Annotated in this window: 28 protein-coding genes; 17 read left to right on the forward strand and 11 right to left on the reverse strand. The window is 30.6% G+C overall.

The window, feature by feature from the left end; all coding sequences use genetic code 11:
* Positions 1 to 3 precede the first annotated feature (3 nt).
* Entirely contained in the window at positions 4 to 2,250 is a 2,247-nt protein-coding gene (locus IF125_RS08780) for a sialate O-acetylesterase (RefSeq protein ID WP_225542230.1), read from the forward strand.
* Here IF125_RS08780 and IF125_RS14340 read toward each other — a convergent pair.
* Positions 2,240 to 2,395, reverse strand: a complete 156-nt coding sequence (locus IF125_RS14340; RefSeq protein WP_225542231.1) for a DUF1660 family phage protein — start codon at positions 2,393 to 2,395, stop codon at positions 2,240 to 2,242. The two genes, IF125_RS08780 and IF125_RS14340, sit on opposite strands and share 11 nt — an antisense overlap.
* Positions 2,396 to 2,586: 191 nt before the next feature.
* Between IF125_RS14340 and IF125_RS08790 the strand changes: the two genes are divergently transcribed.
* From IF125_RS08790 to IF125_RS08800, 3 genes are read left to right on the forward strand one after another with little or no spacing between them, the layout of a single operon-like run.
* Positions 2,587 to 3,057 carry a phage holin family protein gene (locus IF125_RS08790; protein WP_225542232.1) on the forward strand — a complete coding sequence of 157 codons (471 nt, stop codon included), beginning with the start codon at positions 2,587 to 2,589 and terminating at the stop codon, positions 3,055 to 3,057.
* A 2-nt stretch (positions 3,058 to 3,059) separates the two neighbouring features.
* Complete coding sequence (locus IF125_RS08795; RefSeq protein ID WP_225542233.1) at positions 3,060 to 3,560, forward strand: M15 family metallopeptidase; 501 nt, start codon at positions 3,060 to 3,062, stop codon at positions 3,558 to 3,560.
* A 3-nt stretch (positions 3,561 to 3,563) separates the two neighbouring features.
* Entirely contained in the window at positions 3,564 to 4,124 is a 561-nt protein-coding gene (locus tag IF125_RS08800) for a hypothetical protein (protein WP_225542234.1), read from the forward strand.
* Positions 4,125 to 4,261: 137 nt separating this feature from the next.
* On the opposite strand, the gene IF125_RS08805 is transcribed toward IF125_RS08800, so the two are convergent.
* Positions 4,262 to 4,507: a hypothetical protein gene (locus IF125_RS08805; RefSeq protein WP_225542235.1), complete on the reverse strand. Its 246-nt coding sequence runs from the start codon at positions 4,505 to 4,507 to the stop codon at positions 4,262 to 4,264.
* 327 nt (positions 4,508 to 4,834) lie between these two features.
* On the opposite strand from IF125_RS08805, the gene IF125_RS08810 reads away from it, so the two are divergent.
* Genes IF125_RS08810 through IF125_RS08820 form a run of 3 tightly spaced genes read left to right on the forward strand, consistent with a single transcriptional unit; the run spans position 4,835 to position 6,069 of the window.
* The gene (locus IF125_RS08810; protein WP_225542236.1) at positions 4,835 to 5,236 is read left to right on the forward strand and encodes a hypothetical protein; all 402 of its coding nucleotides are present in this window, start codon (positions 4,835 to 4,837) and stop codon (positions 5,234 to 5,236) included.
* The gene (locus IF125_RS08815) at positions 5,233 to 5,628 is read left to right on the forward strand and encodes a hypothetical protein (protein ID WP_225542237.1); all 396 of its coding nucleotides are present in this window, start codon (positions 5,233 to 5,235) and stop codon (positions 5,626 to 5,628) included. The genes IF125_RS08810 and IF125_RS08815 overlap by 4 nt, the downstream gene beginning before the upstream one ends.
* Before the next feature lie 3 nt (positions 5,629 to 5,631).
* Entirely contained in the window at positions 5,632 to 6,069 is a 438-nt protein-coding gene (locus IF125_RS08820; protein ID WP_225542238.1) for a protein-export chaperone SecB, read from the forward strand.
* A 266-nt stretch (positions 6,070 to 6,335) separates the two neighbouring features.
* Here the strand turns inward: IF125_RS08820 and IF125_RS08825 are convergent, their stop codons facing one another.
* From IF125_RS08825 to IF125_RS08840, 4 genes are all read right to left on the reverse strand, one after another.
* Positions 6,336 to 6,629 (reverse strand): hypothetical protein, encoded by a 294-nt coding sequence (locus IF125_RS08825; RefSeq protein WP_225542239.1) that lies wholly within the window; start codon positions 6,627 to 6,629, stop codon positions 6,336 to 6,338.
* A gap of 281 nt (positions 6,630 to 6,910) precedes the next feature.
* On the reverse strand, positions 6,911 to 7,798 hold the full coding sequence (locus IF125_RS08830; RefSeq protein WP_225542240.1) for a polysaccharide deacetylase family protein: 888 nt from the start codon (positions 7,796 to 7,798) through the stop codon (positions 6,911 to 6,913).
* A gap of 78 nt (positions 7,799 to 7,876) precedes the next feature.
* Positions 7,877 to 8,692 (reverse strand): HAD family hydrolase, encoded by an 816-nt coding sequence (locus tag IF125_RS08835; RefSeq protein ID WP_225542241.1) that lies wholly within the window; start codon positions 8,690 to 8,692, stop codon positions 7,877 to 7,879.
* Between the two features lie 48 nt (positions 8,693 to 8,740).
* Positions 8,741 to 9,547, reverse strand: a complete 807-nt coding sequence (locus IF125_RS08840; protein WP_225542242.1) for a TerC family protein — start codon at positions 9,545 to 9,547, stop codon at positions 8,741 to 8,743.
* Positions 9,548 to 9,721: 174 nt separating this feature from the next.
* Between IF125_RS08840 and IF125_RS08845 the strand changes: the two genes are divergently transcribed.
* From IF125_RS08845 to lpdA, 3 genes are all read left to right on the forward strand, one after another.
* Positions 9,722 to 10,597 (forward strand): DMT family transporter, encoded by an 876-nt coding sequence (locus IF125_RS08845; protein WP_225542243.1) that lies wholly within the window; start codon positions 9,722 to 9,724, stop codon positions 10,595 to 10,597.
* 83 nt (positions 10,598 to 10,680) lie between these two features.
* On the forward strand, positions 10,681 to 11,694 hold the full coding sequence (locus IF125_RS08850) for a 3-oxoacyl-ACP synthase III family protein (protein WP_225542244.1): 1,014 nt from the start codon (positions 10,681 to 10,683) through the stop codon (positions 11,692 to 11,694).
* Positions 11,695 to 11,948: 254 nt separating this feature from the next.
* Complete coding sequence (gene lpdA / locus IF125_RS08855; protein WP_225539202.1) at positions 11,949 to 13,349, forward strand: dihydrolipoyl dehydrogenase; 1,401 nt, start codon at positions 11,949 to 11,951, stop codon at positions 13,347 to 13,349.
* A 199-nt stretch (positions 13,350 to 13,548) separates the two neighbouring features.
* Here lpdA and IF125_RS08860 read toward each other — a convergent pair whose 3' ends face one another.
* On the reverse strand, positions 13,549 to 14,286 hold the full coding sequence (locus IF125_RS08860) for a Rossmann-fold NAD(P)-binding domain-containing protein (RefSeq protein ID WP_225539201.1): 738 nt from the start codon (positions 14,284 to 14,286) through the stop codon (positions 13,549 to 13,551).
* Positions 14,287 to 14,578: 292 nt separating this feature from the next.
* On the opposite strand from IF125_RS08860, the gene IF125_RS08865 reads away from it, so the two are divergent.
* From IF125_RS08865 to IF125_RS08875, 3 genes are all read left to right on the forward strand, one after another.
* A complete protein-coding gene (locus tag IF125_RS08865) occupies positions 14,579 to 15,373 on the forward strand; it encodes a prohibitin family protein (protein ID WP_171622136.1) in 795 nt (264 codons plus the stop codon).
* Between the two features lie 66 nt (positions 15,374 to 15,439).
* Positions 15,440 to 16,138, forward strand: a complete 699-nt coding sequence (locus IF125_RS08870) for a pseudouridine synthase (protein WP_225542245.1) — start codon at positions 15,440 to 15,442, stop codon at positions 16,136 to 16,138.
* A 70-nt stretch (positions 16,139 to 16,208) separates the two neighbouring features.
* Positions 16,209 to 16,802: a hypothetical protein gene (locus tag IF125_RS08875; RefSeq protein ID WP_225542246.1), complete on the forward strand. Its 594-nt coding sequence runs from the start codon at positions 16,209 to 16,211 to the stop codon at positions 16,800 to 16,802.
* A gap of 43 nt (positions 16,803 to 16,845) precedes the next feature.
* Here IF125_RS08875 and IF125_RS08880 read toward each other — a convergent pair whose 3' ends face one another.
* The 4 genes from IF125_RS08880 to IF125_RS08895 all read right to left on the reverse strand — a co-directional run bounded on the left by IF125_RS08880 (position 16,846) and on the right by IF125_RS08895 (position 20,566).
* A complete protein-coding gene (locus IF125_RS08880; RefSeq protein WP_225542247.1) occupies positions 16,846 to 17,553 on the reverse strand; it encodes a ZIP family metal transporter in 708 nt (235 codons plus the stop codon).
* Positions 17,550 to 18,278 carry a class I SAM-dependent methyltransferase gene (locus tag IF125_RS08885; RefSeq protein ID WP_171622132.1) on the reverse strand — a complete coding sequence of 243 codons (729 nt, stop codon included), beginning with the start codon at positions 18,276 to 18,278 and terminating at the stop codon, positions 17,550 to 17,552. The genes IF125_RS08880 and IF125_RS08885 overlap by 4 nt, the downstream gene beginning before the upstream one ends.
* 5 nt (positions 18,279 to 18,283) lie before the next feature.
* Entirely contained in the window at positions 18,284 to 18,664 is a 381-nt protein-coding gene (locus IF125_RS08890; RefSeq protein WP_225539198.1) for a Fur family transcriptional regulator, read from the reverse strand.
* Between the two features lie 126 nt (positions 18,665 to 18,790).
* Positions 18,791 to 20,566, reverse strand: coding sequence for an aminopeptidase P family protein (locus IF125_RS08895; RefSeq protein WP_225542248.1), 1,776 nt, complete (start codon positions 20,564 to 20,566; stop codon positions 18,791 to 18,793).
* Between the two features lie 164 nt (positions 20,567 to 20,730).
* Here IF125_RS08895 and IF125_RS08900 point away from each other — a divergent pair, with 164 nt between their 5' ends.
* The 4 genes from IF125_RS08900 (at position 20,731) to rimO (ending at position 24,859) form a co-directional block, all read left to right on the forward strand.
* Positions 20,731 to 21,888, forward strand: coding sequence for a THUMP domain-containing class I SAM-dependent RNA methyltransferase (locus IF125_RS08900; RefSeq protein WP_171622253.1), 1,158 nt, complete (start codon positions 20,731 to 20,733; stop codon positions 21,886 to 21,888).
* A 5-nt stretch (positions 21,889 to 21,893) separates the two neighbouring features.
* Complete coding sequence (locus IF125_RS08905; protein WP_171622129.1) at positions 21,894 to 22,328, forward strand: DUF2750 domain-containing protein; 435 nt, start codon at positions 21,894 to 21,896, stop codon at positions 22,326 to 22,328.
* A gap of 6 nt (positions 22,329 to 22,334) precedes the next feature.
* Complete coding sequence (locus tag IF125_RS08910; RefSeq protein WP_225542249.1) at positions 22,335 to 23,372, forward strand: glycosyltransferase; 1,038 nt, start codon at positions 22,335 to 22,337, stop codon at positions 23,370 to 23,372.
* 182 nt (positions 23,373 to 23,554) lie between these two features.
* Positions 23,555 to 24,859: a 30S ribosomal protein S12 methylthiotransferase RimO gene (gene rimO / locus IF125_RS08915; RefSeq protein ID WP_171622127.1), complete on the forward strand. Its 1,305-nt coding sequence runs from the start codon at positions 23,555 to 23,557 to the stop codon at positions 24,857 to 24,859.
* The last annotated feature ends 56 nt before the right edge of the window (positions 24,860 to 24,915 follow it).

Raw genomic sequence — 24,915 nt, forward strand, 5'->3', positions numbered from 1 at the left:
AAAATGGCTATAGATAGAAATATTACAATCAATATTAATGACGTATCACCTTTAGCTAATACAGCTTATGTTGATGCAGGAAAAGAAAATAAAGTTTACAACAAAGCGCAAGTAAATGAGCTCGTAGAAGATTTAAGAGAAGGTACTTTAGGAAGTATTTCTCCTTCGCAAACTTTACAACAATTAAATGCATTACCTGATGGTAATTATTATGCATCAGAAGCTGGAACTTATGCTTTTGGTACAAATGTTCCTGTTGGTTGGCAGTATCGTTTTAATAAAACAGGAACGACTTGGAAGGTTTTAACGAAGGTTCAAATACCAATGCAAGATTTAACGCCTTTAGAAAATCGAATTACAGAGAATGAAAATAAAGTTGATGAGTTTATCGAAAATTTTGCGGTTGATGTCGACCAAGAATTTATACCGACCTCTGAGAATGCAACGAGTTCTAAGGCAGTGAATGATTGGTTATTTGGAGTTGAAGAAGAAGTTGTCGGAGATTTAAAAATATTAGGAATAAACACTTTTGATTCTGAAATTGAAGGTGCTGCGGATAGAGGGTATTTTGCATTTTCTGATAAAATAAGTGATGAAGTTGCAAAAGGTAAAAAATTAAAAATACGATGCGCTACAGCTGGGCAAATATATATAAAAATATACAGTGTAAATGGTACTACCTTAGTGTATAAATCAACAAAAATAAATGCTGTTAATATTGGAATGAACGAAATCGATATGACAGATGTTTATTTTGAAAAAAATGATATTTTATATTTTGGAGGTGTTACTATTTATACAGTTCCTACTCCAGGTAAAATAATTTACGGTTCAACTTACACGCGAGTACCTTTAAATAACACTAATAATATTAATTTGTCGTCAATTGCTAAAGCAGATGGTCACTTATTAGAATATGCTTTAGAATATAATGTTGTCAATTCAATTCCAGTTAATGGTAAAGTAGTAGATAAAATCGATTTTTCATCTTCAAAATCGATTCCAAATGTTAAAGCTGTAATGGATTATGTAGTTGAAAATCAAAAAAATAATCTAACTGATATAATACTTATACCGAGTTATGGTCAGTCATTATCTATCGGTACAAACGGAGGTGCGTCAACTTTCACTTCTCCAATAGACATAGCGTATAATGTCAACGGAGTTAATTCTAACGTACAAGATATGAATGGAGGTTATATAGAAATGTTTAAAGACATGGCAAAACATTATAATTACAAATTACCTTCTGATTTTAAAATAATGACGTGTTTAGGTGGAGCAGGCGGTATATCGATTAGCAACTTATCTAAAGGTACTACGTATTATAATAACATACTTAATAATGTTAGAACCGCTAAAGCTACTGCTGATAGTTTAGGGAAAACCTTTAGTGTACCTGCTTTTTGTTGGACTCAAGGAGAAGAAGATTACAGATCGGGAGGTAATTCAGCTAACTATGGAGTCGCTCCTTACGAGCCATTAAAATACGCTGAAAAATTAATAAAATTAGTAGATGATTTAAACGCAGATATTAAAGAAATTACAAAACAAACTATTGATGTCAAATGTGTAATGTATCAGTTAGCTTGTCATAATACTTATGGTCGTTATCCAAGAATAGCCTTAGAGCAATTAAAAGCGAGTTTGAAAGATAATAGAATTGTACTTGCAAAAACAATGTATGATGTAGACTATAATACGGCTGATTATGTTCATGCACCAAATAAAACTTATAGAAATATGGGTAATTATTATGGTATTGGATTATTCGAGGCAATTGTAAATAAAAAACATTATTTACCGATTTATCCGATAAAGCATTTTATAAGAGAAAATGAAATCTTTATTCAGTTTCATGTACCTAAACCACCATTAAAATTTGATGAAATTTTAGTAAATCCGTTAACTGATGGAAATAAAGGTTTTAATATTTATAATGTTACAAATGAGATTAGTACAACAGCAACTATTTCTCAATCAAGTATAACAATCTATTCAGTTGAAATCTATTCAGAGGATACAATTAAAATAACTTTATCTGGAAATCCATTAGTAGGTAGTAGGCTTACTTATGGTGTTAACGGACAAGGATATGATTCAATAGATGGTGTAAGACCAGCAAATGCTCGAAGTGGAAAAGTTTTAGGTGCAAGAGGTAATTTAAGAGATTCTCAAACCTATTTTAATCAAGTTGTAGATTACTTTAATTTATATAATTGGTGTCCTATTTTTGAGATTATTTTTTAACTTTCTGCCAGTACTTAAAGTCAGACATGCCAGACACGGCTCCTTCGTTTATTAATTCTTGTTTAATAGCGCAGTTATTGCAACGTCTTTCTGTTTTCGACGAATAAATCCATTTGTGGAAATTTAGTTTACATAGTAATTTCATATGTTATTATTTGAAAAAATATTAAATATTAACGCAAATGTAATAAAATTAAACCACCTCAAAAAAAGGTGGTTTTTTTATGTCCTTTCCGAACTATCTCGCTCTTATCTTCTTAAAAGTAACTATCATAATGCGACTTCGTTGATTTAGTTTTACAAAACATTGTTAGCGCCTTATTTAACAATGTATTAATGAATCAAATTTTCATTTATCCTGATTGGATATTGTTTATTGCCTTAACTTTTTTAATGGCAATTGATTTTGTAACTGGCTTTATGAAGGCTAAATTTCTTAAAGTAAATCGAAGTTCCGAAGCTTTTCGGAAAACAGTCAAGAAAATCATTCAGTACTGCTCAGCTATTATAGTTGTGGTTATGCTGCTCAATCTAATGCGTTTCGACCAATCAAATCAATTCTTCAAAGATTATTCTAATTGGTTGCAAAACGGAGTAATTGTATTAATGGTTTACATTGAATTTATTTCAATTTTAGAAAACGCTATTGCTATCGATAAGACTTCAACATTCGCCAAAGTGTTTATTATACCATTTCACAGATTACTCACGCTACAGCTCAAAAATAACCCGATGTACAGCCTAAGCATGGAAGAACAACGAAAAGTCGAAGAAAAAAAATTAAAACGTCAAAAAGAAATATTGTAGTTATGTTTTACGATCAAATTAGTTTAGATAGAATAGAAACTTTTCATCCATTATTGCGTGATAAGTTGAAAGAATGGTATTTAGAAGCGAATAATAAGCTACTTCCAAAAGGTTACCGATTGAGAATTACACACGTTTACCGTTCAATCCAGGAACAGAATGATTTGTATGCGCAAGGAAGAACTAAGAAAGGTTCGGTAGTTACAAATGCGAAAGGAGGGCAGTCTATCCATAATTACGGACTTGCATTCGACTTTGTGATTTTAAGAGATTTAGATAACAATGGCACTTTTGAAACAGCTGATTTTACAGTTAATGAATATTGGAAGAGAGTTGCGAACTATTTCAAATCAAAAGGATTTACTTGGGGTGGTGATTTTAAATCTTTTAAAGACGCTCCGCATTTAGAATATTCTAAAGGTTTAAGCTGGTCTTATTTCAAAGGTTTAAAAACCCAATTATATAACGGATTATCGTATCCAATTTTACCATCTAATTTTTAGTCTATGAAAACATTTATAGGTAATTTACTCTGCTTTTTAGCTCTTTTTCTTGTTGTAATTTCTTACGGTTGCAGGACTTCAAAAAGCGTTACTGAAAAATCAAAAGAGAGTTTTAAGAAATCTGAACTTAAAATCAACAGAATTGATTCTGTTTCGAAAGTTATCAAAACAAACAAAATCACAAATTTTGATTCTATTGGGTGGAATAATTATTTCAAACAATATGATATTTCATACAACGGAACAACTTTAGAAGATTTTGGAAAGATTGAAAAAACTGATAAAGGCTGGAAATTTTCGGGAAAACTGAATGTTAATTTAAAGGAAGATTCTAATTCAGGCGATTTCGCCACAATTAAAATTCAATCTGAAAATATCAACGAAAATACAGACATTAAATCCGATTCAAAAAACCAAAATAAAGTTAAGGAATCAAAATCGAAAGTTGATAAGAATAAGGAAAATAAAAGCTTCGGACCTTCATTTAATTCAACGATAATTATCACAATTGCAGTTGTTGTAACTTTAATCCTCCTATGGAAATTTGGATTACCGAAATTGTAATTTGTAAAAAGATGTTTTTTTCTGTACTAATGTGCGCATCTCCAAATAATAATTAAAATAATGACTATTTAAAGTCATATAAAAAATACCTGTTTTTCATATTTAATCAAAAAAAGTGGTCAAATACGACCACTTTTTTATTTATTCTTAGAATCTAACCATTCATCTTGTGATGGAAATGTATGGTTGTAACCCAAGTAACTACCAACAATTTCCTCTGAAGTATAAAATGGAGCTTCTTTAAATAAAGCTTTTCTATAATTTTTATCTATAGAATATTTTCCAAAAATCAATACATCTTTAGGTGGTACACAATCTAAAGCTTCCTCTTTTTCAAAATTATGTGCTGGCTTTCCACATGTCTGACATTTTTTATTACTCATTTTTTTTAGTTTTTGTAAAAGTAATAAATTGAAATTGTATTACAATTCGGATATTAATAAAGAATATAATATTGAAATCAATATCCCAACGGAGCTAATTTTTGTAATTATTTTGATAATTCTATTAACTACGATTGTGTAATAACATACACAAGTGTGTAATATGGAATTATTCTAAATAATATGAAAATACACTATTTTAGTGTCATATAGGCTGTAGATAGGTTAATTATCATAAAAAATTATACTTACCATAGAATTATGAATAGGTTACATTTGTTTACTTGTACTAAACAAATGTATATTTACCTAAAATTTTAATAATAGTTGAGTAATTACAATAACAAATCTAGTAATAATTTATCCGTTGCTTCAGATTTACATACTAGCAATCATTTTTGCCAAAGTGTGCATTGTTCTTATTATGCAACTTTACAAATGATGGATCATATTCTACTTACTAAAACCAATGGTATTGGAACTTTAGGTATTCAGAATAATCAGAAAAACGGACAATCTTCTCATAAGGATAAATTTAATTTATTTGTATTATCATTTAAGAGCAAAATGAAGAAAGGAGATTTCATTTATGTTAATACAGAGTTTTTAAAAATTAAAAGTTTAAGAAAAAAAGGAGATTATTCAGATAAGTTAGTAACTCAAAAAGAGTCAAAAAATAGTTTAGATTCTTCAAATAAAATTTGTAATATTTTAAATACTATCAAATGAAAATTAAAGAACAATTAATAAAAGAACTTAAAAATTTAAAAAACAATAATCTTAAATTTAGATTTTCTTATGATAATTTAGGAGAATGTTATGTTGTAAAAGTTAGTGATAATAGTTTTTTAAATTCAGATAAATTCATTGATATTCAATTCGATATAATTAATAACTTTATTGAAAACTATAATACAAATATTGTTTTTATTAGTTCTGATGATGATTTTTATAATGATTTAAAATTTGAATCCTTAGTAATTTCTAGAGAACAATCATATTTAGAATTAATTCGTAAAAATAAACTTTTTAATAATAACGGGGGAGTAGAATTAAACAACTATGAACATGTACCTACTAACAATAAAATAGCTGGAGTTGAATATGCTCTAGCGGCATAAATTATGGAAAAAACAATCTCAAAATTTAGATTCACAGACTTCAAAGTAACTCGATCTATTTTTAATTTTATTAAAGATTTCGATATAGATAATTCTGACATTGCTTTTGATGTAAAAGGAACAATAGATAGAGAAAATAACATTTTTTATTTATTCTTAGGTTTTGTTTTGAAAAACAATGAAAATGAAGAAGAGCTTAATGAAGAGAATGTTCATTTTATAGTTGAGTCTATTGGAGAATTTGAATTTGACTCTGATATAAGTACAGAAGATTTAAGTAAATATTTTTTAACGAATTCAACTGCAATTATGTTTCCTTATATCAGATCATATATCACGACATTAACATCAAATTCAGGCTTTGGTAAACCTATTATTTTACCAACAATGAATTTAACATCTTTAAAAGAGAAACTTGAAGCTAATATTTCAGAAATATAAAAAACCGCTTAATTAAGCGGTTTTTTATATTACACAAACGCTTTCTCAAATCGGATAAGATTAATTTGATTTGCATAAATTTCAGTAGTCTTAGATTTTGAATGTCCGAAAATAGTTTGAATAGTTTCGAGATCAACTCCATCGAACATCATATCATTTGCCACCTGAAATTGAAAGATTTAATAAGCGAAACATCGATTATTGTCCAATTGGAATTACAGAAGTTCAAGAAACTATCGATTTTGTCAAATATGAAGTAAACAAGCTTATTTTACATCTTTAGGTTCCCAAATTAAAATCCATTTATCTCCTTTAATTTTAAGAGTAAAATCAAGATGCAAAAGTTCTTTTCTTTTTTTATAAATTTTCTTAAAATTAGCCTCTTTCAAGTTGAAAACTTGACAGAAGATCATTTTAATTTTTCCTAATTTTTCAATCTTATAAACAAAATTTGACATGATATCTCGTTCTTTCATCCAAGTTTGAGCACTTTCACTTGATCGTGGTTCAATCCATTTTAACAACGAAAAGACTTTATCTAAATCAGAATTCGAAATCATACATTAAATATCTTAAAAATTTAATTAATAAATCAAAAATAAGCGTACTTTTGTTAAGCGTTCAGAACGACAATTCTGAACGTTTTGTGTTTATTGTAAAACGGGTAGAATTGCAAAATCATTGCAAAAATTTTTATGATAGATTTAAAATCAATGTATATTACAGATATACAGTTGATTAATAATTGCATTCAATTACATTTTAGGAAACTAAGATTAAATTTTCAACAAATAAAAAAGCCACTTCTATTGAAGTGGCTTTATATATTCATTGATTTTTATTAACTAATTCTTATAGGATATCCTGATATTCCTTCAATTACAATTTTTGGATTTTGTTTTAACAAAACGATTAATTGTCTTAATTTTTCTGCATTTGTATCAGAATTAAACATATCATCGTGCATCAAAATTACCAAATGATTTTTTTCAAATGTTTTATTTTGATCCAAACGGTTTACAATACCATTGTAGATATTTTCGGGAGAAGTTAAGCCCTCTTTGTTGCGGTTCCATTCATAATCCCAACCATAAATATAATATTGATTTTTGGCGATTAAATCAGCAGTTGGAATTGCATTTTTCATAGGGTCGTCTCTTTTACGTTTATTCAAACGCCACGTATTGCGTGCAGGCAAACGAACCCAGCGCGAATGTATGTCCAAAACCACTTCATTTTTGCGAATATCTTCATAAACTTGTTCCGGTATGCTGTAAAAAGTTTTGTATTTGTTTCGTGCATGAGAAAAAGTATGGTTAGCAATTTCCACATTAGGATTTGCTTTATAATCTTCTACATTTTGTTTCAAGTCTTTTGTAAATGCATTAAAACCGACTAAGAAAACAGTTCCTTTTACATTTTCTTCTGTTAATATTTTATTGATATTTTTACTTCCTTTGTAAGGACCATCATCAAATGTTAAATAAACATATTGTTTTGTCGAATCAACTTTTTGCAGTTTTTCAGCTTTAACAATTGTGTCTAATTGTAACAAAGAAGAGTCAATTTTTACGGTATAAATAGAATCGACTTCATCTTGTAAAATTTCTTTCGGTTCAGAAATTGAAGTTTGATTTTGAACGGAATGATTTTCGTTTTTACACGAAAAAATGACAAGTAAAAAGGCGATTACGAAAACATTTTTTAGATGTTTATTTATTTTGAACATTGGTTATTTAGGTTTTTTTCGAAATTAATAATTTAATGTGATTTGAATGTTAAATAATTGATGTTATTTATAAGATTATTAAATATTTATGGTTTTTGATTGTTGTAAATATTGTTTAATTATTTGGATTACACCATCTTCATCATTTGAAGGAGCAATATAATTTGCAATTGCCTTAATAGAAGGGTGTGCATTTTCCATAGCAAAACTATATTTTGCCAAATTTAGCATTTCGTAATCATTCATAAAATCGCCAAAAACAATGATTTCTTCAGACGAAATATGTAATTTATTCATCAATGCTCGTAGTGCGACACCTTTATTTGATTTTTTGTTCATAACATCTAACCAAACATCACCTGAAACAACTACTTTAAGGCCATGTTTTTCAAAATTGATTAATCTTGGAAAAACATGATGTTCTGTTCCTCCTTGATGATTTACCGCTATTTTAATGAATTGTTCGTTCTCGATTTGTGTTAAATCTTCAACCCAAACATTTTTGTCGTAAAAATTTTTAAAATATTCTAAAAACGTTTCATCTTTCGATTCTACATAAGCGGCATTTTTTCCTGCTAAAACAAGGTGAGCACCATCAATTTTGCGAACTTCTTCAATGATTTCTATTATTACAGATTTATCCAATTCATCAACAAAAACTTCTTGGCCTTTATACGTTACATAAGTTCCGTTTTCGGCAATAATCGCTAATTCATCTTTTATATGCTCAAAATAGTTGATTATGCTATAATATTGGCGTCCACTTGCAGGCACAAATAGGATGTTATTTTGTTTTAATTCTTCATAGATTGTATAGAATTCAGGATTTAATGAATGATCTGAACGTAATAAAGTTCCGTCCATATCAGTTACTATTAATTTTATATTTTGCATTGATTTTATTGAATAAAAAAGGCCTCTTAGTTGAGGCCTTAAAGATAGTTATAAATTCTTGTTTTGTTCTTCTGCATCGCCAACCATATTTCGAATAACACCAGGATTTGAATGTTTTTTCTTCATTCTCAAATTTAAGAATTCAACTAAAACTGAGAATCCCATTGCGAAATAAATGTATCCTTTCGAAATGTGTTGATCAAATCCTTCTGCTAATAGCGAAACACCGATTAACAATAAGAATGATAATGCTAACATCTTAACTGTTGGATGATCATTTACAAATTTAGAAACAGCGCTTGCCGACAACATCATTACAGCTATTGCGATGACAACTGCAGCAATCATTACTTCGATATGTTCTGCCATACCAACTGCTGTAATCACCGAGTCTAAAGAGAAGACAATGTCTAAAATTAAGATTTGAATAATTGTACGAGCAAAAGAATGTACTTTTACTTTTCCTTCGTTTTCTTCTACGCCTTCTATTTTGTGATGAATTTCAACGGTTGATTTATAAATTAAGAATAGACCTCCAATTAATAGGATCAAATCACGCCCAGAAATTGCTAATTTCTCTACCCATTCAATTGATGTTATTCCAATCCAATCGCCAATATTAAATAACGGTGTCGTAAGACTCATCACCCAACTTAGCGAAAACAATAAGATAACACGTGTAAACATGGCTAAGAATAAACCAAGTTGTTGTGCTTTTTTCTGTTGATGTGCAGGTAATTTTCCTGATAAAATAGAGATAAAAACAATATTATCGATTCCTAAAACAATCTCTAACATCGTTAATGTAAACAATGCAATTAATGCATCGGGTTGTAAAAAAATACTAAAATCCATTGATAATTTTTAAAAAAAACGAAAATACAACGAGATTGATATTTAATTTTATGTAAATAATTATTTAATGTTAATTTAATATTGACTTCATAATAGAGTTTTATTAGTAAATAATTCATTCAAAAAGCTATTTACAATCAAGAATTTAATTCTACTTTTGCCAAAAAGCTAAAGATGATTTCAAACGTGCAGTTCCGATTACAATTTCTTGTCTTATTGTGGGGATTTACAGGTGTTTTCGGTAAACTTGTTACCATGAATGCTTTGCCTATGGTTTGGTATCGTGTTTTAATTGCCGCAATTGCAGTTTTTGTTTACATGAAATTTAAGAAATCTGATTTTCAAGTTTCTAAAAAAGAGTTGTTAACACTATTGGGAATTGGAGGTATTGTAGGTATACATTGGTTTACGTTTTATTTATCTATTAAGCTTTCAAATATTTCTATTGCATTGAGCACACTATCAATGGGCGCACTTTTTAGTGCAGTATTAGAACCTATTTTTTTTAGAAGACGAATTAATCTCCTCGAAATTATCTTAGCAATTATTGTTTCAGCCTGTGTTGCTGTTATTTTTAATGCGTCACCAGATGATTATAAATTGGGAATAATTATTGGTATTTTATGTAGTTTTTTATCCGCATTATTTGCTGTTCTTAATTCGAGATTACCAAAAAGCATAAAACCTACAAAAGTTACATTTTTCGAAATGGTTGGAGGGCTTATCACACTTTCATTGATTATGGTATTGTTTCAACCAGATGCAATTACGGAAGTTGTAAATGTAAGTTGGTCAAACTTAGGATGGTTAATATTACTTGGAGTTATTTTTACAGCATTTGCACAAATTGAATCTGTCGCTTTATTGAAACATGTAAGTGCTTTTACCATGATGTTAAACGTAAATTTGGAACCTGTTTACGGCATCTTTTTAGCAAGTCTTATTTTTGGGGATTCAGAACTTATGACACCTGTCTTTTATATTGCTACAGGAGTAATGGTACTTTCTATCGTTATGAATGGAATCTTAAAAGCAAAGTTTTTTAAATAATTTGTTGTCATAAAGACGTAATTGTTTTAAGAAATGGTTATCATTTAATACATTTGTTTTAATTGAAAAGTAAACCATAAAAAATGATAAACTCTATTATAACAGGTGTCGGACACTATGTGCCAGAACGTGTAGTTACAAACTTTGATTTAGCTGAGGTAATGGACACCAATGATGAATGGATTCAGGAACGTACAGGTATAGTTGAAAGAAGACATATCGAACCTGGCTCTAAAATTTCATCTACAGATTTAGGTGTAATTGCGGCTAAAAATGCATTAGAAGATGCAGGAATCACAGCACAAGATATCGACTTTATTTTATTTGCAACTTTATCGCCAGATTATTACTTCCCAGGAAATGGAGTGTTGGTTCAGAAAGAATTAGGATGTCGAACAATTGGTGCGATGGATATTCGTAACCAATGTTCTGGTTTTGTGTATGCCTTGTCTACAGCAAATGCTTTTATAAAAGCAGGTATTTATAAAAATATTTTAGTAATTGGAGCAGAAGTTCATTCATTTGGTTTAGATTATTCTGATGAAGGACGAGGAGTTTCTGTTATTTTTGGCGATGGAGCAGGAGCGGTAGTTGTTTCGGCTTCAGAAGAAGAAGGTCGTGGAATTTTATCAACAAACTTACATTCAGAAGGAGAATTTGCGGAAGAATTAGCCGTTACTTTCCCAGGAACTAAAACAGGTTGGTCAGACGAATTATTGAAAGATAATCACGGATTAACAAAAAAAGAGATTTACCCGTACATGAACGGAAATTACGTTTTCAAACATGCAGTAACTCGTTTTCCAGAATCAATTGTAGAAGCATTAACTGCTGCAAATAAAAAGCCAGAAGATTTAGATTTATTTATTCCACATCAAGCCAATTTGCGTATTTCTCAGTTTGTTCAAAAACAATTAGGATTACCTGACGAAAAAGTCTACAACAACATTATGCGCTACGGGAATACAACAGCAGCGTCTATTCCGATTGCATTAAGTGAAGCGAAAAAAGAAGGTAAGATCAAGAAAGGAGACTTGGTGATGATGACTGCTTTTGGAGCAGGATTTACATGGGGATCTGTGTTAATAAACTGGTAATTATTCAATAGAAGTTAAAATTAATTTAGATGATATACAAAACCCTTCATTGAAAAGTGAAGGGTTTTGTACTTCTGTAAGATTATTATCAATTCTTTAAAAAATAGGATACATATTGTTTTAAAAACTTTTATATTATTTATAATAGACTAAATTGATAAAATTCATTACAATTTTATAACGCAAATATATTCGGGATTAGTTATATTTGTGGAGTTTAAAAAATTATAATAACAAAATCAAAATAAAACTATATGAGTTCTTATGATGTAGCCGTAATTGGTGCTGGACCTGGAGGATATGTTGCTGCAATTCGTTGCGCGCAATTAGGATTTAAAACAGCAATTATCGAGAAAGAAAGTTTAGGTGGTACTTGTCTTAATGTTGGATGTATCCCATCAAAGGCTTTATTAGATTCTTCTCATCACTATTACGATGCTGTAAATCACTTTAAAGAGCACGGAATCGAAATTGATGCTCCAAAAGTAAACTTCACTCAAATGATTGCTCGCAAAGCAGGTGTTGTAGATACTAACGTAGCTGGTATCAAATACTTGATGAGTAAAAATAACATTGATGTGTTAGAAGGTACAGGTGCTTTTAAAGATGCAACTCATATTGTTGTAACTGCTAAAGACGGTTCTACTCAAGAAATCGAAGCAAAAAATACAATTATCGCAACAGGATCAGTTTCATCTGAATTACCATTTGCGCCAACAGATAAGACTCGTATCATTACTTCTACAGAAGCGTTGGCTTTAACAGAAGTTCCTAAACACTTAATCGTAATTGGTGGTGGTGTTATCGGATTAGAGTTAGGATCAGTTTATTTACGTTTAGGTTCTAAAGTAACAGTTGTAGAATATGCAGACCGTGTTATTCCAGGTATGGACGGAGCTTTGTCTAAAGAATTGACAAAAGTATTGAAAAAACAAGGAATGAAATTCCACACTTCTACAGGTGTAACTTCAGTTGTAAATAATGGAAACGATGTAACATTAAAAGCGACTTCTAAAAAAGGAGAAGAAATTGAAATTAACGGAGATTATGCTTTAGTTGCAGTTGGTCGTCGTGCTTTCACAGGTTCTTTAGGTTTAGAAAATGTAGGAATCGAAGTAGATGAAAGAGGACGTATCAAAACAAACGATCATTTACAAACAAACGTTTCTAACGTTTACGCAATTGGAGACGTTGTTGCCGGTGCAATGTTAGCACACAAAGCAGAAGAAGAAGGTGTATTGGTTGCTGAGCAATTGGCAGGTCAAAGACCTCATATCAACTATAACTTAATTCCTGGTGTTGTGTATACATGGCCAGAAGTTGCTGGAGTTGGAAAAACAGAGGAGCAATTAAAAGAAGAAGGAGTAGAGTACAAAGTTGGTTCTTTCCCATTCAAAGCTTTAGGTCGTGCACGTGCTTCTATGGATACGGATGGTTTTGCTAAAATTTTAGCAGACAAAAATACAGACGAAATCTTAGGAATGCATATTATTGGTGCTCGTGCTGCTGATTTAATTGCAGAAGGAGTTACAGCAATGGAATTCCGTGCTTCAGCAGAAGACTTAACAAGAATGTCTCATGCACACCCAACATTTGCAGAAGCGATTAAAGAAGCTGCTTTAGCTGCTACAGACAATCGTGCAATTCACGCTTAATCAATAGATTTAAGATAAATTCAAAAAGCTGTTCGTAAGAACAGCTTTTTTTGTTATTTTTAAAATTAAATACAAATCAAAATGGATCATATAAGTACACTATTCAAAGAACATTGGGACACCATTTTAATTACGGTTTTATCAATTGTGATTTTTCTTCTTGTTTTAAACAATAAACGCAAGAATCCAAGAAGATAGGTTAAAAATAAAGTGGATTTGGAAATATAAATTGGTAATTCAATTCGTTGATAATTTTATCCGACGAGATGATTTTACCTTTTTTTATTTCTGAATTTATTATTTTTTGATGTTGTTGATAATTCAAAATTTCTTCTTTTGTAGGATGTTTTGGTGCAACAATATTATAAATAGATGAAGTTTTATTTTGTTGAATTAATTGTGCTATAATTCGACAAACATCTTCAAAATGAACATGATTAACAACTTGATTCAAATGAGGACGTTCAAAAGTTAAATAGTTTGATAAACGGCGATTATCGCCCATCAAACCTCCTAATCTTAGGATATTAAGCTGCGGAAATTGCATTTGCAATTTGTTTTCAATAAATAAATAAGGTTGATTTAGCTTATCTTTTTCTAACGTATTTTCGCTGATAATTTTTTCTACATCTGGATAAATTCCAGTACTACTTATCAAAAAAAGTGGTCGACTATATGTTCCGATAAACTGAATAATTTGATTAAATCTAATTCTCAACTCATCTGTGGTATTGCGTTTTCCAAAAGGAATGGTAATAATAATAAACTCGAATATACTGGTATCGATACGTTGTAATGATGTTTGATCGAAATTGATCGAAAGGCAATTTGGAGCATCAGACTGTCGTTTGGTTGAAGTAATTTGATAGTGTTTTGCAAGATGTTCTTCTAAGCGACTTCCCAACCAACCTTTTCCAATAATTAATCCTTTCTTCATATTTTCAAAACATTCGATAAATATAAATATAATAAATACTATTTACAATGATTAATTATGTTATAAATTAAATTTATTTATGATATTTTTAACAAAACTTAAATTATGTCGAACAAAACAATTTTAAAAATTGCATTTGTACCCATTTGGTTACTGTTTATATTGTTTGCTATTCAATATATATTTGGATTAATTAGCGAACCAAATACACTGCATGTTGTTATAGGCGTCGTATTGTTAAGTATTTTAATTTTTACAACTTTAATTATTTTCAAAAAAATCTATTTTACGAATGAATAAAAATTTAATCAAATTAATTGCAGGAGGAACACTTTCATTATTTTTATTAGTTGTTGCAATAGCTTGTACAGAACGCATTGATGCTGGTCACGAAGGTTTACTTGTCAAAATGTACGGATCAGACAAAGGTGTGCAAGATGTTGCTTTAGTAACGGGTCGAGTTTGGTATAATCCTTTGACAGAACAAGTGTTCGAAATTCCAACTTATGTGCAGACTATTAATTATGAAGCATTCACAGTTAATGCAAAAGATGGTTCTGTTTTTACGGTTGACCCTACAATTTCGCTTAAAGTTATAGATGGAGAATCGCCAAAAATTTTCAAAAAATATCGTCGTAATATTAACGAAGTTTTACAGAATACTTTAGTTAATCATATCAAAGATGTTTACCGTATCGAGTTTAATAAATTTACTACAGATCAAATCATTAGCAGCCGCGAAGCTTTTGAAAATGGAGTTCAGCAAAAAATGAATGCATTTTTGAAACAAGAAGGATTTATTTTAGAACAATTGACAAGTGGAATTCAATATCCTGAAGCAATTACAAAAGCCATTAATGCTAAGAATGCCGCGATACAAGAAGCACAACGTGTAGAAAACGAATTAAAAGTTGCGGAAGCAAATGCTAAAAAATTAATTGTACAAGCCGAAGCTGAAGCAAGAGCAAATGAATTGAGAAAAGTTTCTTTAAATCAATTATTGATTCAACAACAATTTATAGAAAAGTGGGATGGAAAAACAGCTATTTATGGAAACGCTCCTTCGTTTTTCAAAGCAGTTAATTAACATTATCTACATAATTATTATTCAAAAAGAGATTTATTAAACCAAATCTCTTTTTATTTTTGCTCAATGTTAGAAATTCTTTACCAAGACGACTATATTATTGCCATTAATAAGCCAAGTGGTTTATTGGTTCATAAATCTTTTTATGCGCGAGATGCTTCTGTTTTTGCAGTTCAAGAGTTGCGCAACCAAATAGGAGGGCAACACGTTTATCCCGTTCATCGTTTAGATCGCAAAACATCTGGCGTACTTTTATTTGCTTTAGATAAAGAAAGTCTAAAAATTATGAATGACCGTTTTGCCACACGTGCGGTCGAAAAAAAATATTTGGTGATATTACGTGGTTGGGCACCAGAAGAGCTAACAATAGATTATGATTTAACCAATGATGATGGTGTAAAACAAAACGCAATTACTTACTTTCATCGCTTGCAAACAGCTGAAATTGAATTGGCTTTCAATAATCATCCAACTTCTCGTTATTGTTTGGTTGAAGCAATTCCAGAAACTGGTCGAATGCATCAATTGCGAAAACATTTTCGGCACATTTTTCATCCTATTTTAGGAAGTCGTCCACATGGCTGTAATAAACAGAATAAATTGTGGTTAGAGAATTTTGGATTGAAAGGAATGATGCTTCATGCCCATGAGTTAGTGTTTAATCATCCTGTTTCAAATAAAAAAATCACGCTTCATGCGAAAGTTAATGAGGAATTTACTAAAGTTGGAGAAATATTGAAATTGGATTTGAAAAAATACCTATAATTAGGGAGTGTTAAATTATTGAAATTGAGTGTTATATTTTGTAAATTAGGTAATTAAAATCTACAAGCTTATGAAACATTACATTTACTCACTTTTTACATTTTTATTCTTCTTTAATTGCACCGAGAACAAGTCAGAAGTTAAACAGCTTACAACGTTAGAACTTTCTGAAACATCAGAATTTAAAGATGCTTCTGAGGATAAAAAACAATTGTTTTATGAAATTAAAGCATTTCAAAAAGATTTACAAAGTAAAGAATCAATTAAATTTCCAGACTATTTAGATTGTCCAAAACGTGTTGAAGAATTAGACTTGAGCACAAAAAATACGACGATTAGAACAGATGTAGAATCAAATTCTTTTCGTTTGTCAACAAATTTGGTAAAGGATAATTTTGAATTAATTTACAATGAATTGGATTTAAATATTATTAATGAAGTGATAAAAGCAATTCCTGAAACAGAAATATTAGCGAATGACTTTGTTTCGACAAATGTAAAAATTGAAGATTGTGATTACCACACTTCAATTTCGATGAAGGGAAAAGAAGTCGCATTTGATATTAAATCAACGACTGAAAAAAATGAATGCAAAAAAGATCAAAAATGGAAATTTGTCTCAAACGGAGAAATTTTAGTTTTAGATCATCGAAAAATGTTATAATAAAAAAAAAGAAGTTCAAATTTTGAACTTCTTTTTTTTTATTTTAGTGCGAATGTACATGCATAGAAACGGTTAAATAAGCCAATAAAAATCCAATTATAATTGAGCCAAATTTTTGTAGATTAAATTTGTGTCCTTCGTTACTTTCGAATAAAATGACCGTTGAAATGTGTAAGAATATTCCAGAAACAATTGCGCTCATTTCTAATGAATAGTTCGAAATAATGGTGTGTTTTCCTAAGAAATAACCTATTGGAGCGGCTAATGCAAACAAAGACATAAAGAGAAAACGTTTTGCATTAGATTCTGTATGTTGACATAATGCGCTAAATAAAATCATCGAAACAGGAATATTATGTACAAAAATTGCCCACATAAAATCATGTGAAGCTGCATTTGCAACGGGAATTCCTTCGATAATAGAGTGAAGAAATAATCCTCCAAAAATTCCGAATGGAAACTGCTCTTTTTTATGCAAATGTATATGTCCGTGCTCGACACCTTTGCTCACTGTTTCTAAAATATATTGCACAACAACCCCTAACAAAACAAACAAACCAATCGAATGATGACTATGATGATCTGAGGGATGTCCGTAAACTTGAGGCAATATTTCTAAAACGGTCATCGCTAAGAAATAAGCACCACTAAAGGTGAGCAGTAATTTTGAGTTGTGTTTGTTTTTGAGTAAAATTCGAGAGAATATCACACCAATTAAAACACTTGAAATTAAGATTAAACTTTCTTTCATTTGTTTAATACTAAAATTAATCGGTCGGATGTTTGTTCATCAAAATCATCCAAATTGTAATTCCCAAAAGCTTTATCTAATACAAAACCTTCAGTTTCATATATTTTTTTGAAATCATTGAAATAAATCAATCGAACATATTCTTCGAAATGAAAAGTTTCGCCTTTATCTTCAAAATCAATTTCTTTTTTAATAAATCCATTTTCAATTGACTTTGTGATTTTAAATAAAATTCCGTCAATTACTTTTTCCTCATAGGGAATCATGTGTGAAACAACTTTTTCTGCATTCAGATAATCCAACACAAAAATTCCATGCGATTTAATTTGTTGTTTTACGGCTTCAAAAACGCTAAAATTATCTTCATATTTCTCGAAGTAACCAAAACTTGTAAATAAATTGAAAACAGCATCAAACTCGTTTGGATGATACACTTCGCGCATATCGTGTACTTCAAATTTTAAGTGTTCATTTTCATATTGTTTTGCAAAAGAAATACTTGCTTCGGCTAAATCTATTCCCAAAACATCAAATCCTAATTTATTCAACGTAATCGAATGTCGGCCTTTTCCACAAGCTAAATCCAACAGTTTTGCATGTTGCGGAAGTTGTAAGTAATGGGTGATTTTTTTGATAAAATCTTCTGCTTCTGTTAAGCTTCTGTTTTTGTATAAAATATGATAATATGGCGAGTTAAACCATTTTACAAACCATTGTAAATCCATTGTTGTTATTTTTGGCAATTTGGACAAGTTCCTGTAATGACACAATTACAATCTTGCATTGAGAAACCTTCGGGTAAATTAATTTTTATTTCTTCTTTCAAACAAATTAATTGATTGCAAGTTGTACAGCGAAAATGAAAATGATCGTGATGATGTTGGGTGTGTTCACAACTTGTTTTGCACATCGCAAAATAGTTTACACCATCATCGCCAACAACTTTATGCATCATTCCATCATCGCAAAAATTATTTAGAATACGATAAATTGTCGCTCTATCCATTTTTCCTTGCAATTGTGTCTCAATTTGTTCTTGATTCAATGCAGTAGAACACGAATTGAACAAATCAATAACCGCTTGTTTGGTTGGTGTATTTCGTCGTTTCATCTCTTAATGCAAATATGTTGCAATAATACAAAAAAAGTTAGAAAACAAAAAATCCTATTCATGCCGAATAGGATTTTATTTTGAATAATTCCGAAACGAATTCAGTTAACTATTTATGTCAACGATTTATATCGCTTTACATTTCTCTTTCAACCAAGTTGTTTCTTTCTCATCTAAGAATGGAGAAATTTTTTCGAATACAAATTGGTGATAGTTATTTAACCACTCAATTTCTTGAGTAGTCATCAAATTGTTATCAATTAATTTTGTATCAATCGGAGAAACAGTAAGAATTTCAAACTTCAAGAAATCCCCAAACTGAGTTGACATCGCTGGTTGAACAACCATTAAGTTTTCGATACGAATTCCGTATTCACCATCGCGGTACAAACCAGGTTCGTTCGAAAGAACCATTCCTACTTTTAGAGGAGTTAAATTCTCTTCTAATCGAATACTTTGCGGCCCCTCGTGTACACATAAGAAATGTCCAACGCCATGACCTGTTCCATGTCCGTAATTAAAACCATTTTCCCAAAGCGCTTTACGTGATAAAACATCTAACAAAGAACCACGAGAATTAACAGGAAAAACAGCTTCTGATAAAGCTATATTTCCTTTTAAAACCAATGTATAATCAATTTTTTGTTGAGCAGTTGGCTCACCTAACATCAATGTACGTGTGATATCTGTTGTTCCTTCTAAAAATTGTGCGCCCGAATCAATCAATAACATTTCCTCTTTTCCTAATGTATAAGCAGATTCTGGAGTTGCAGAATAATGATTCATCGCACCGTGATCAGCGTAACCACAAATCGTTCCGAAACTTGCACCTTTAAAGTTTTCTTGTTGAGCTCTTAATTCGATTAATTTATCTGCAACCGTAACTTCATTGATATTTTGTTCGATATTTTCTTCTAACCACATAAAAAATTTCGTCAATGCAACACCATCTTTTACCATTGCTTGGCGGAAACCATCTAATTCAACTTCGTTTTTTTGTGATTTTAGATGTGTTACAATTGATGAAGCTAATTTGATCGTTGATGATGAAGGTATAGCTTCGTAAAGCGATTGGTTGATACGATTTCCATCCACCAAAACGTGCGATTTTTCATTTAAGTTTTGTAGATAATCATATATTTCCAAATATGATTTAATCGTAACGCCTTCAGCTGCTAAAGCAGATTTTGTAAGGGGAGTTACTTTCGCTTCATCTATGAATAAATAAGCATTTTCTGTATCTACTGCCGCATATGAAATTGTCAAAGGATTAAAATTAACATCATTTCCACGAATATTAAATAACCATGCGATTTCGTCTAACGAGTTCATGAAATAAACGTTTGTATTTGCTTTTTTCATTTCATTTCGTACCTCCGAAATTTTATCTGCAGCTGATTTTCCAGCAAATTTAACATCATAAATGTAGAATTGATTTTGAGGTAATTCATCACGGTTTTTATTCGTCAAGTCAATTAAATCAATTGATTTAACAGCAAGTTGATTGAATGTAAATTCGTTCGCTGTTTCAGTAAATGCATGATGTGCAAACATCTGTGGATTAAGACCTACAGTTTCACCTGCTTTTAATTGAGAAATAATCCATTCATTAATTGAAGGAGTTTCAGGCATTTTCATTTTCATCAATTCGAAAGTGGTATCTTTCAATTGATCTTCTGCTTGAATAAAATATCTTGAATCTGTCCAAACAGCAGCTTTTTCTAACGTGACAACTGCCGTACCAGCCGAACCATTGAAACCTGAAATCCATTCACGTTCTTTCCAACGATTTGGTAAATATTCGCTTCCGTGAGGATCTGTACCTGGAATAATAGTTGCACTTACACCATTTTGTTTCATAACTTCTCTCAAGGCTGAAAGACGATCAGTGATTTTTTCCATTTTATATCGTTCTAAAATTTGACTTTTTTACGGGCGAAAGGTACGAAGAATGAAAAATAAAATCTCGATTGTTTTAAATTCTTAAAGCAAGAAAGTTTAGAAAATTGAAAATCGATTATTCCTTTCTCAATTTCCTTTATTTCCCGTACTTTTGTAAAAATTTTATTTCCTTGGAAAATTTCAGAATGATTGCGAAAACCTTTTTTGGTTTCGAAGAAATATTGGCGCAAGAATTAAGAGCGTTGGGTGCAGCAGATGTAAAAGTTCAAAACCGAATGGTTGAATTTAATGGCGATTTAGGTTTTATGTATAAAGCCAATTATAGCCTGCGTACAGCATTACGTATACAAAAACCAATTCTTACATTTTCTGCGAAAAATGATCATCAATTGTACGAGAAATTCAAGAAATTCCATTGGGAAAATTATTTGAATGTCGATCAAACTTTTATGATTGATCCTACTGTTTTTTCAGATTATTTTACACATTCGCATTATGCAGCGTTAAAAGTAAAAGATGCTATTGTAGATCGTTTTAAAGAAAAGGATGGTCGTCGTCCGAGTATCGATAAAGACTTTCCTGATGTACGTTTCAACTTACATATTTCGCACGACAAAATTACATTGTCTTTAGATTCTTCGGGAGATTCTCTGCACAAACGTGGTTATCGTGAAGAAACTGGACCAGCACCAATTAATGAAGTTTTAGCAGCAGGTTTGTTGTTAAAAGCGGGTTATGATGGAAAAGGAAATTACCTTGATCCGATGTGTGGTTCGGGAACTTTGTTAATCGAAGCAGCGATGATTGCAAATCATATTCCACCACAAATTCATCGTAAGCATTTTGCTTTTCAGAATTGGCCAGATTATGACGAAACATTGTTTACGCAAATTCGTAACACACGTTTAAATCGAATCAAAGAATCAGAATATAAAATCGTTGGTTATGAAATTTCGCCAATGATGGTGAAAATTGCACAAGCAAACATAAAATCTGCAGATTTAGAAGAATTTATTGAAGTTAGAAATCAAGATTTTTTTACATCTAAAAAAGAATTATTCCCAGTTTTACTGGTTTTTAATCCGCCTTATGATGAGCGTATCGAAAATAATAACCAAGAATTTTACAAACAAATTGGAGATACATTAAAATCGAGTTATCCAAATACTTTGGCGTGGTTTATTACATCAGATTTACAAGCCAAAAAATATGTCGGTTTACGTCCTTCGAGAAAAGTAAAAGTATTTAATGGTAAATTAGAATGCGACTTTTTACAATATGAAATGTACGAAGGAAGTAAAAAAGCTAAAAATCAAAATTAAGAAAAGTGAGTCAATTTATTAAAGAAATCTGTCAAGATCAAAAAGTATATATTTTAACTTCAGAAGAAGGTTTTGCTGTTTCGTACTCAGAGGAATTTGAGTATGAAGATGGTTCTAATTTAGAGGTGATTTGCTTTTGGTCGAATACAGATTTAGCTAAAAATGCGAAACATAATCAATGGGAAAATCATAAAATTGATTCAATCGATTTGAATACTTTTTTAGAAGAATGGTTGTTCGGAATGATTGAAGAAGTTTCTTTGGTTGGAATTAATTTTGACGAAACTTCAAAAGGAGAGGAGCAAAGTCCTTTGGATACCATTTTGGCAATTGTTCACGAATTAAATCAAACGAAATCTACTTTCAAACTGAATCATTTTAAGAATTTGAACGAAATTCAGCAAGTAACGTTGGAATTGAAAGAATCATTCAATCAATAATTTATTTTGGAAAAAGAAGATTTACAACTTTCGATAATTATTGCCGTTTACGAACGTCAAGATGAATTGACAGAATTATTGTCAAGTTTAACAAAACAAACGGATAAGTTATTCGAAATTATCATTGTAGACGATGGTTCTACAAATAAATTGGATGTGGTTTGTGCTAAATTTGATTCTCAATTAGATCTTCATTATTATTACAAAACAAATTCAGGACCAGGAAAATCGAGAAACTATGGTATGGAAAAAGCGAATGGAAATTATTTCATTTTCTTAGATTCTGATACCATTATTCCATCAACTTATATCGAATCTGTAAAAAAGGAGTTGATAACTAATTTTGTTGATGCTTTTGGTGGACCAGATGATGCAGATGAATCGTTTACAGATTTGCAAAAAGCCATTACGTTTTCGATGACTTCTTTTCTGACAACAGGTGGAATTCGTGGAGGTAAAAAACAAATAGGTAAATTTCAACCACGTAGTTTTAACATGGGGATTTCTCGTGTAGCCTATGAAAAAACGGGAGGATTTGCAGATTTACGTGTTGGAGAAGATCCAGATTTATCGATGCGTTTATGGGAAAATGGTTTTGACACTCGTTTGTTTCAAAATTCGAAAGTGATTCATAAACGTAGAACTTCTTTGAAAAAATTTGCTAAACAAGTCTATCAATTTGGGGTTGCTCGACCAATTCTTAATCGACGTCATCCAAAATACATCAAACCAACTTTTTGGTTTCCGAGCTTATTTTTTGTCGGAACAATAGCTGCTTTTCTTTTGTTAGTATTGAGTTTTATCGTTCCAGCGTATAAATTTATCCTGCAACTTCCTTTTGTTTTGTGGTTAATTTATATGTTTTTAATCTTTATATTTTCAACCATACGATTCAAATCTGCGATTGTTGGTTTACTATCTATTCAAACGACTTTAATTCAATTTTTTAATTACGGATATGGATTTTTAGAAAGTCAATTCAAATTAAATCTACTTAAGCAAAATCCTAAAAAGGCATTTCCAAGTCATTTTCATATTGATTAATTTTTGACTTATTATTCTGGGTATAAATTATGTTTATTCAGATAAAATGATGAGTTGAAAACCTTCTATCATGAATTTGTTTCATAGAATAGTTTTTATTTTAGGCATTTATATCACTTCCAATTAATCTTTACGGGTAGTCTCTTAAAAATTTTGTAATTTTGCACACTTAAATTATAGTAATGCGTACGAAATCGACTGGGAAAAAGAAAATAAATGTAATTACGTTAGGGTGTTCTAAAAACGTATATGATTCTGAAGTATTAATGGGGCAATTGAAAGCAAATGGAAAAGAAGTAGTTCATGAGCAGTCAGGAGAAATTGTTGTGATTAATACATGTGGTTTTATTGATAATGCGAAAGAAGAAAGTATCGATACCATTTTAGACTATGTACAACGTAAAGAAGACGGTTTAGTAGAAAAAGTTTTTGTGACAGGATGCTTATCTGAGCGTTATAAACCAGATTTATTAGAGCAAATACCAGATGTTGATCAATATTTTGGAACACGTGAGTTACCATTGTTATTAAAAGCTTTAGGTGCAGATTATAAACACGAATTAGTAGGGGAGCGTTTAACGACTACACCTCGCCATTATGCGTATTTAAAAATTGCCGAAGGTTGCGATCGTCCATGTTCATTTTGTGCAATTCCTTTGATGCGTGGTGGAAACGTTTCTCGTCCAATCGAAGATTTAGTTACGGAGGCAACTAAATTAGCGAAAAATGGAACAAAAGAATTGATTTTAATCGCACAAGATTTAACTTACTACGGATTAGATATCTATAAAAAACGCGAATTAGCAAGTCTTTTAAAAGAATTGGTAAAAGTAGAAGGGATCGAGTGGATTCGTTTACATTATGCTTTTCCAGCTGGATTCCCAGAAGATGTTTTAGATGTAATTCGTGAAGAACCTAAAGTATGTAATTATTTAGATATTCCTTTGCAACACATATCGACAAACATTTTGAAATCGATGCGTCGTGGAACAACAAAAGAAAAAACGAATGCTTTATTAGAAGCTTTCCGTTCTAAAGTTCCAGGAATGACCATTCGTACGACGTTAATTTGTGGTTATCCAGGAGAAACGGAAGAAGATTTCCAAGAAATGAAAGAGTGGGTTCAAGCTCAAAAGTTCGATCGTTTAGGATGTTTTACTTATTCTCATGAAGAAAATACACATGCCTATAATTTAGTGGACGATGTACCAGAGGAAGTAAAACAACAACGTGTGGAAGAAATTATGGAGATTCAATCTCAAATTTCTTACGATTTGAACCAAGAAAAAATCGGTCAAACATTTAGAGTGTTGATAGATCGAAAAGAAGGTGATAATTTTATTGGTCGTTCTGAACATGATTCGCCAGATGTTGACAACGAAATTTTAATTTCTGCAGTAGATACTTATTTACCAATTGGTGATTTTGTTAATGTAGAAATTATCGAAGCGTATGAATTCGATTTAATAGGTAAAGTAATTGATTAACTCAAATTATATAACAATAAGAAAACCACTCGATTGAGTGGTTTTTTTATGTTTAG

Source organism: Empedobacter stercoris (genome assembly GCF_020281205.1).
GTDB classification, from domain to species: Bacteria; Bacteroidota; Bacteroidia; order Flavobacteriales; family Weeksellaceae; genus Empedobacter; species Empedobacter stercoris.

Coding starts and splice junctions, on each gene's coding strand:
- IF125_RS08895 (WP_225542248.1), bottom strand. CDS start 20,566: ATGGAAAAAATCACTGATCGTCTTTCAGCCTTGAGAGAAGTTATGAAA.
- IF125_RS08815 (WP_225542237.1), top strand. CDS start 5,233: ATGAAAATTAAAGAACAATTAATAAAAGAACTTAAAAATTTAAAAAAC.
- IF125_RS08860 (WP_225539201.1), bottom strand. CDS start 14,286: ATGAAGAAAGGATTAATTATTGGAAAAGGTTGGTTGGGAAGTCGCTTA.
- IF125_RS08805 (WP_225542235.1), bottom strand. CDS start 4,507: ATGAGTAATAAAAAATGTCAGACATGTGGAAAGCCAGCACATAATTTT.
- IF125_RS08790 (WP_225542232.1), top strand. CDS start 2,587: ATGAATCAAATTTTCATTTATCCTGATTGGATATTGTTTATTGCCTTA.
- IF125_RS08820 (WP_225542238.1), top strand. CDS start 5,632: ATGGAAAAAACAATCTCAAAATTTAGATTCACAGACTTCAAAGTAACT.
- IF125_RS08850 (WP_225542244.1), top strand. CDS start 10,681: ATGATAAACTCTATTATAACAGGTGTCGGACACTATGTGCCAGAACGT.
- IF125_RS08845 (WP_225542243.1), top strand. CDS start 9,722: ATGATTTCAAACGTGCAGTTCCGATTACAATTTCTTGTCTTATTGTGG.
- IF125_RS08880 (WP_225542247.1), bottom strand. CDS start 17,553: ATGAAAGAAAGTTTAATCTTAATTTCAAGTGTTTTAATTGGTGTGATA.
- lpdA (WP_225539202.1), top strand. CDS start 11,949: ATGAGTTCTTATGATGTAGCCGTAATTGGTGCTGGACCTGGAGGATAT.
- IF125_RS08840 (WP_225542242.1), bottom strand. CDS start 9,547: ATGGATTTTAGTATTTTTTTACAACCCGATGCATTAATTGCATTGTTT.
- IF125_RS08800 (WP_225542234.1), top strand. CDS start 3,564: ATGAAAACATTTATAGGTAATTTACTCTGCTTTTTAGCTCTTTTTCTT.
- IF125_RS08870 (WP_225542245.1), top strand. CDS start 15,440: ATGTTAGAAATTCTTTACCAAGACGACTATATTATTGCCATTAATAAG.
- IF125_RS14340 (WP_225542231.1), bottom strand. CDS start 2,395: ATGAAATTACTATGTAAACTAAATTTCCACAAATGGATTTATTCGTCG.
- IF125_RS08885 (WP_171622132.1), bottom strand. CDS start 18,278: ATGGATTTACAATGGTTTGTAAAATGGTTTAACTCGCCATATTATCAT.
- IF125_RS08835 (WP_225542241.1), bottom strand. CDS start 8,692: ATGCAAAATATAAAATTAATAGTAACTGATATGGACGGAACTTTATTA.
- IF125_RS08795 (WP_225542233.1), top strand. CDS start 3,060: ATGTTTTACGATCAAATTAGTTTAGATAGAATAGAAACTTTTCATCCA.
- IF125_RS08865 (WP_171622136.1), top strand. CDS start 14,579: ATGAATAAAAATTTAATCAAATTAATTGCAGGAGGAACACTTTCATTA.
- IF125_RS08825 (WP_225542239.1), bottom strand. CDS start 6,629: ATGATTTCGAATTCTGATTTAGATAAAGTCTTTTCGTTGTTAAAATGG.
- IF125_RS08875 (WP_225542246.1), top strand. CDS start 16,209: ATGAAACATTACATTTACTCACTTTTTACATTTTTATTCTTCTTTAAT.
- IF125_RS08780 (WP_225542230.1), top strand. CDS start 4: ATGGCTATAGATAGAAATATTACAATCAATATTAATGACGTATCACCT.
- IF125_RS08890 (WP_225539198.1), bottom strand. CDS start 18,664: ATGAAACGACGAAATACACCAACCAAACAAGCGGTTATTGATTTGTTC.
- IF125_RS08830 (WP_225542240.1), bottom strand. CDS start 7,798: ATGTTCAAAATAAATAAACATCTAAAAAATGTTTTCGTAATCGCCTTT.
- rimO (WP_171622127.1), top strand. CDS start 23,555: ATGCGTACGAAATCGACTGGGAAAAAGAAAATAAATGTAATTACGTTA.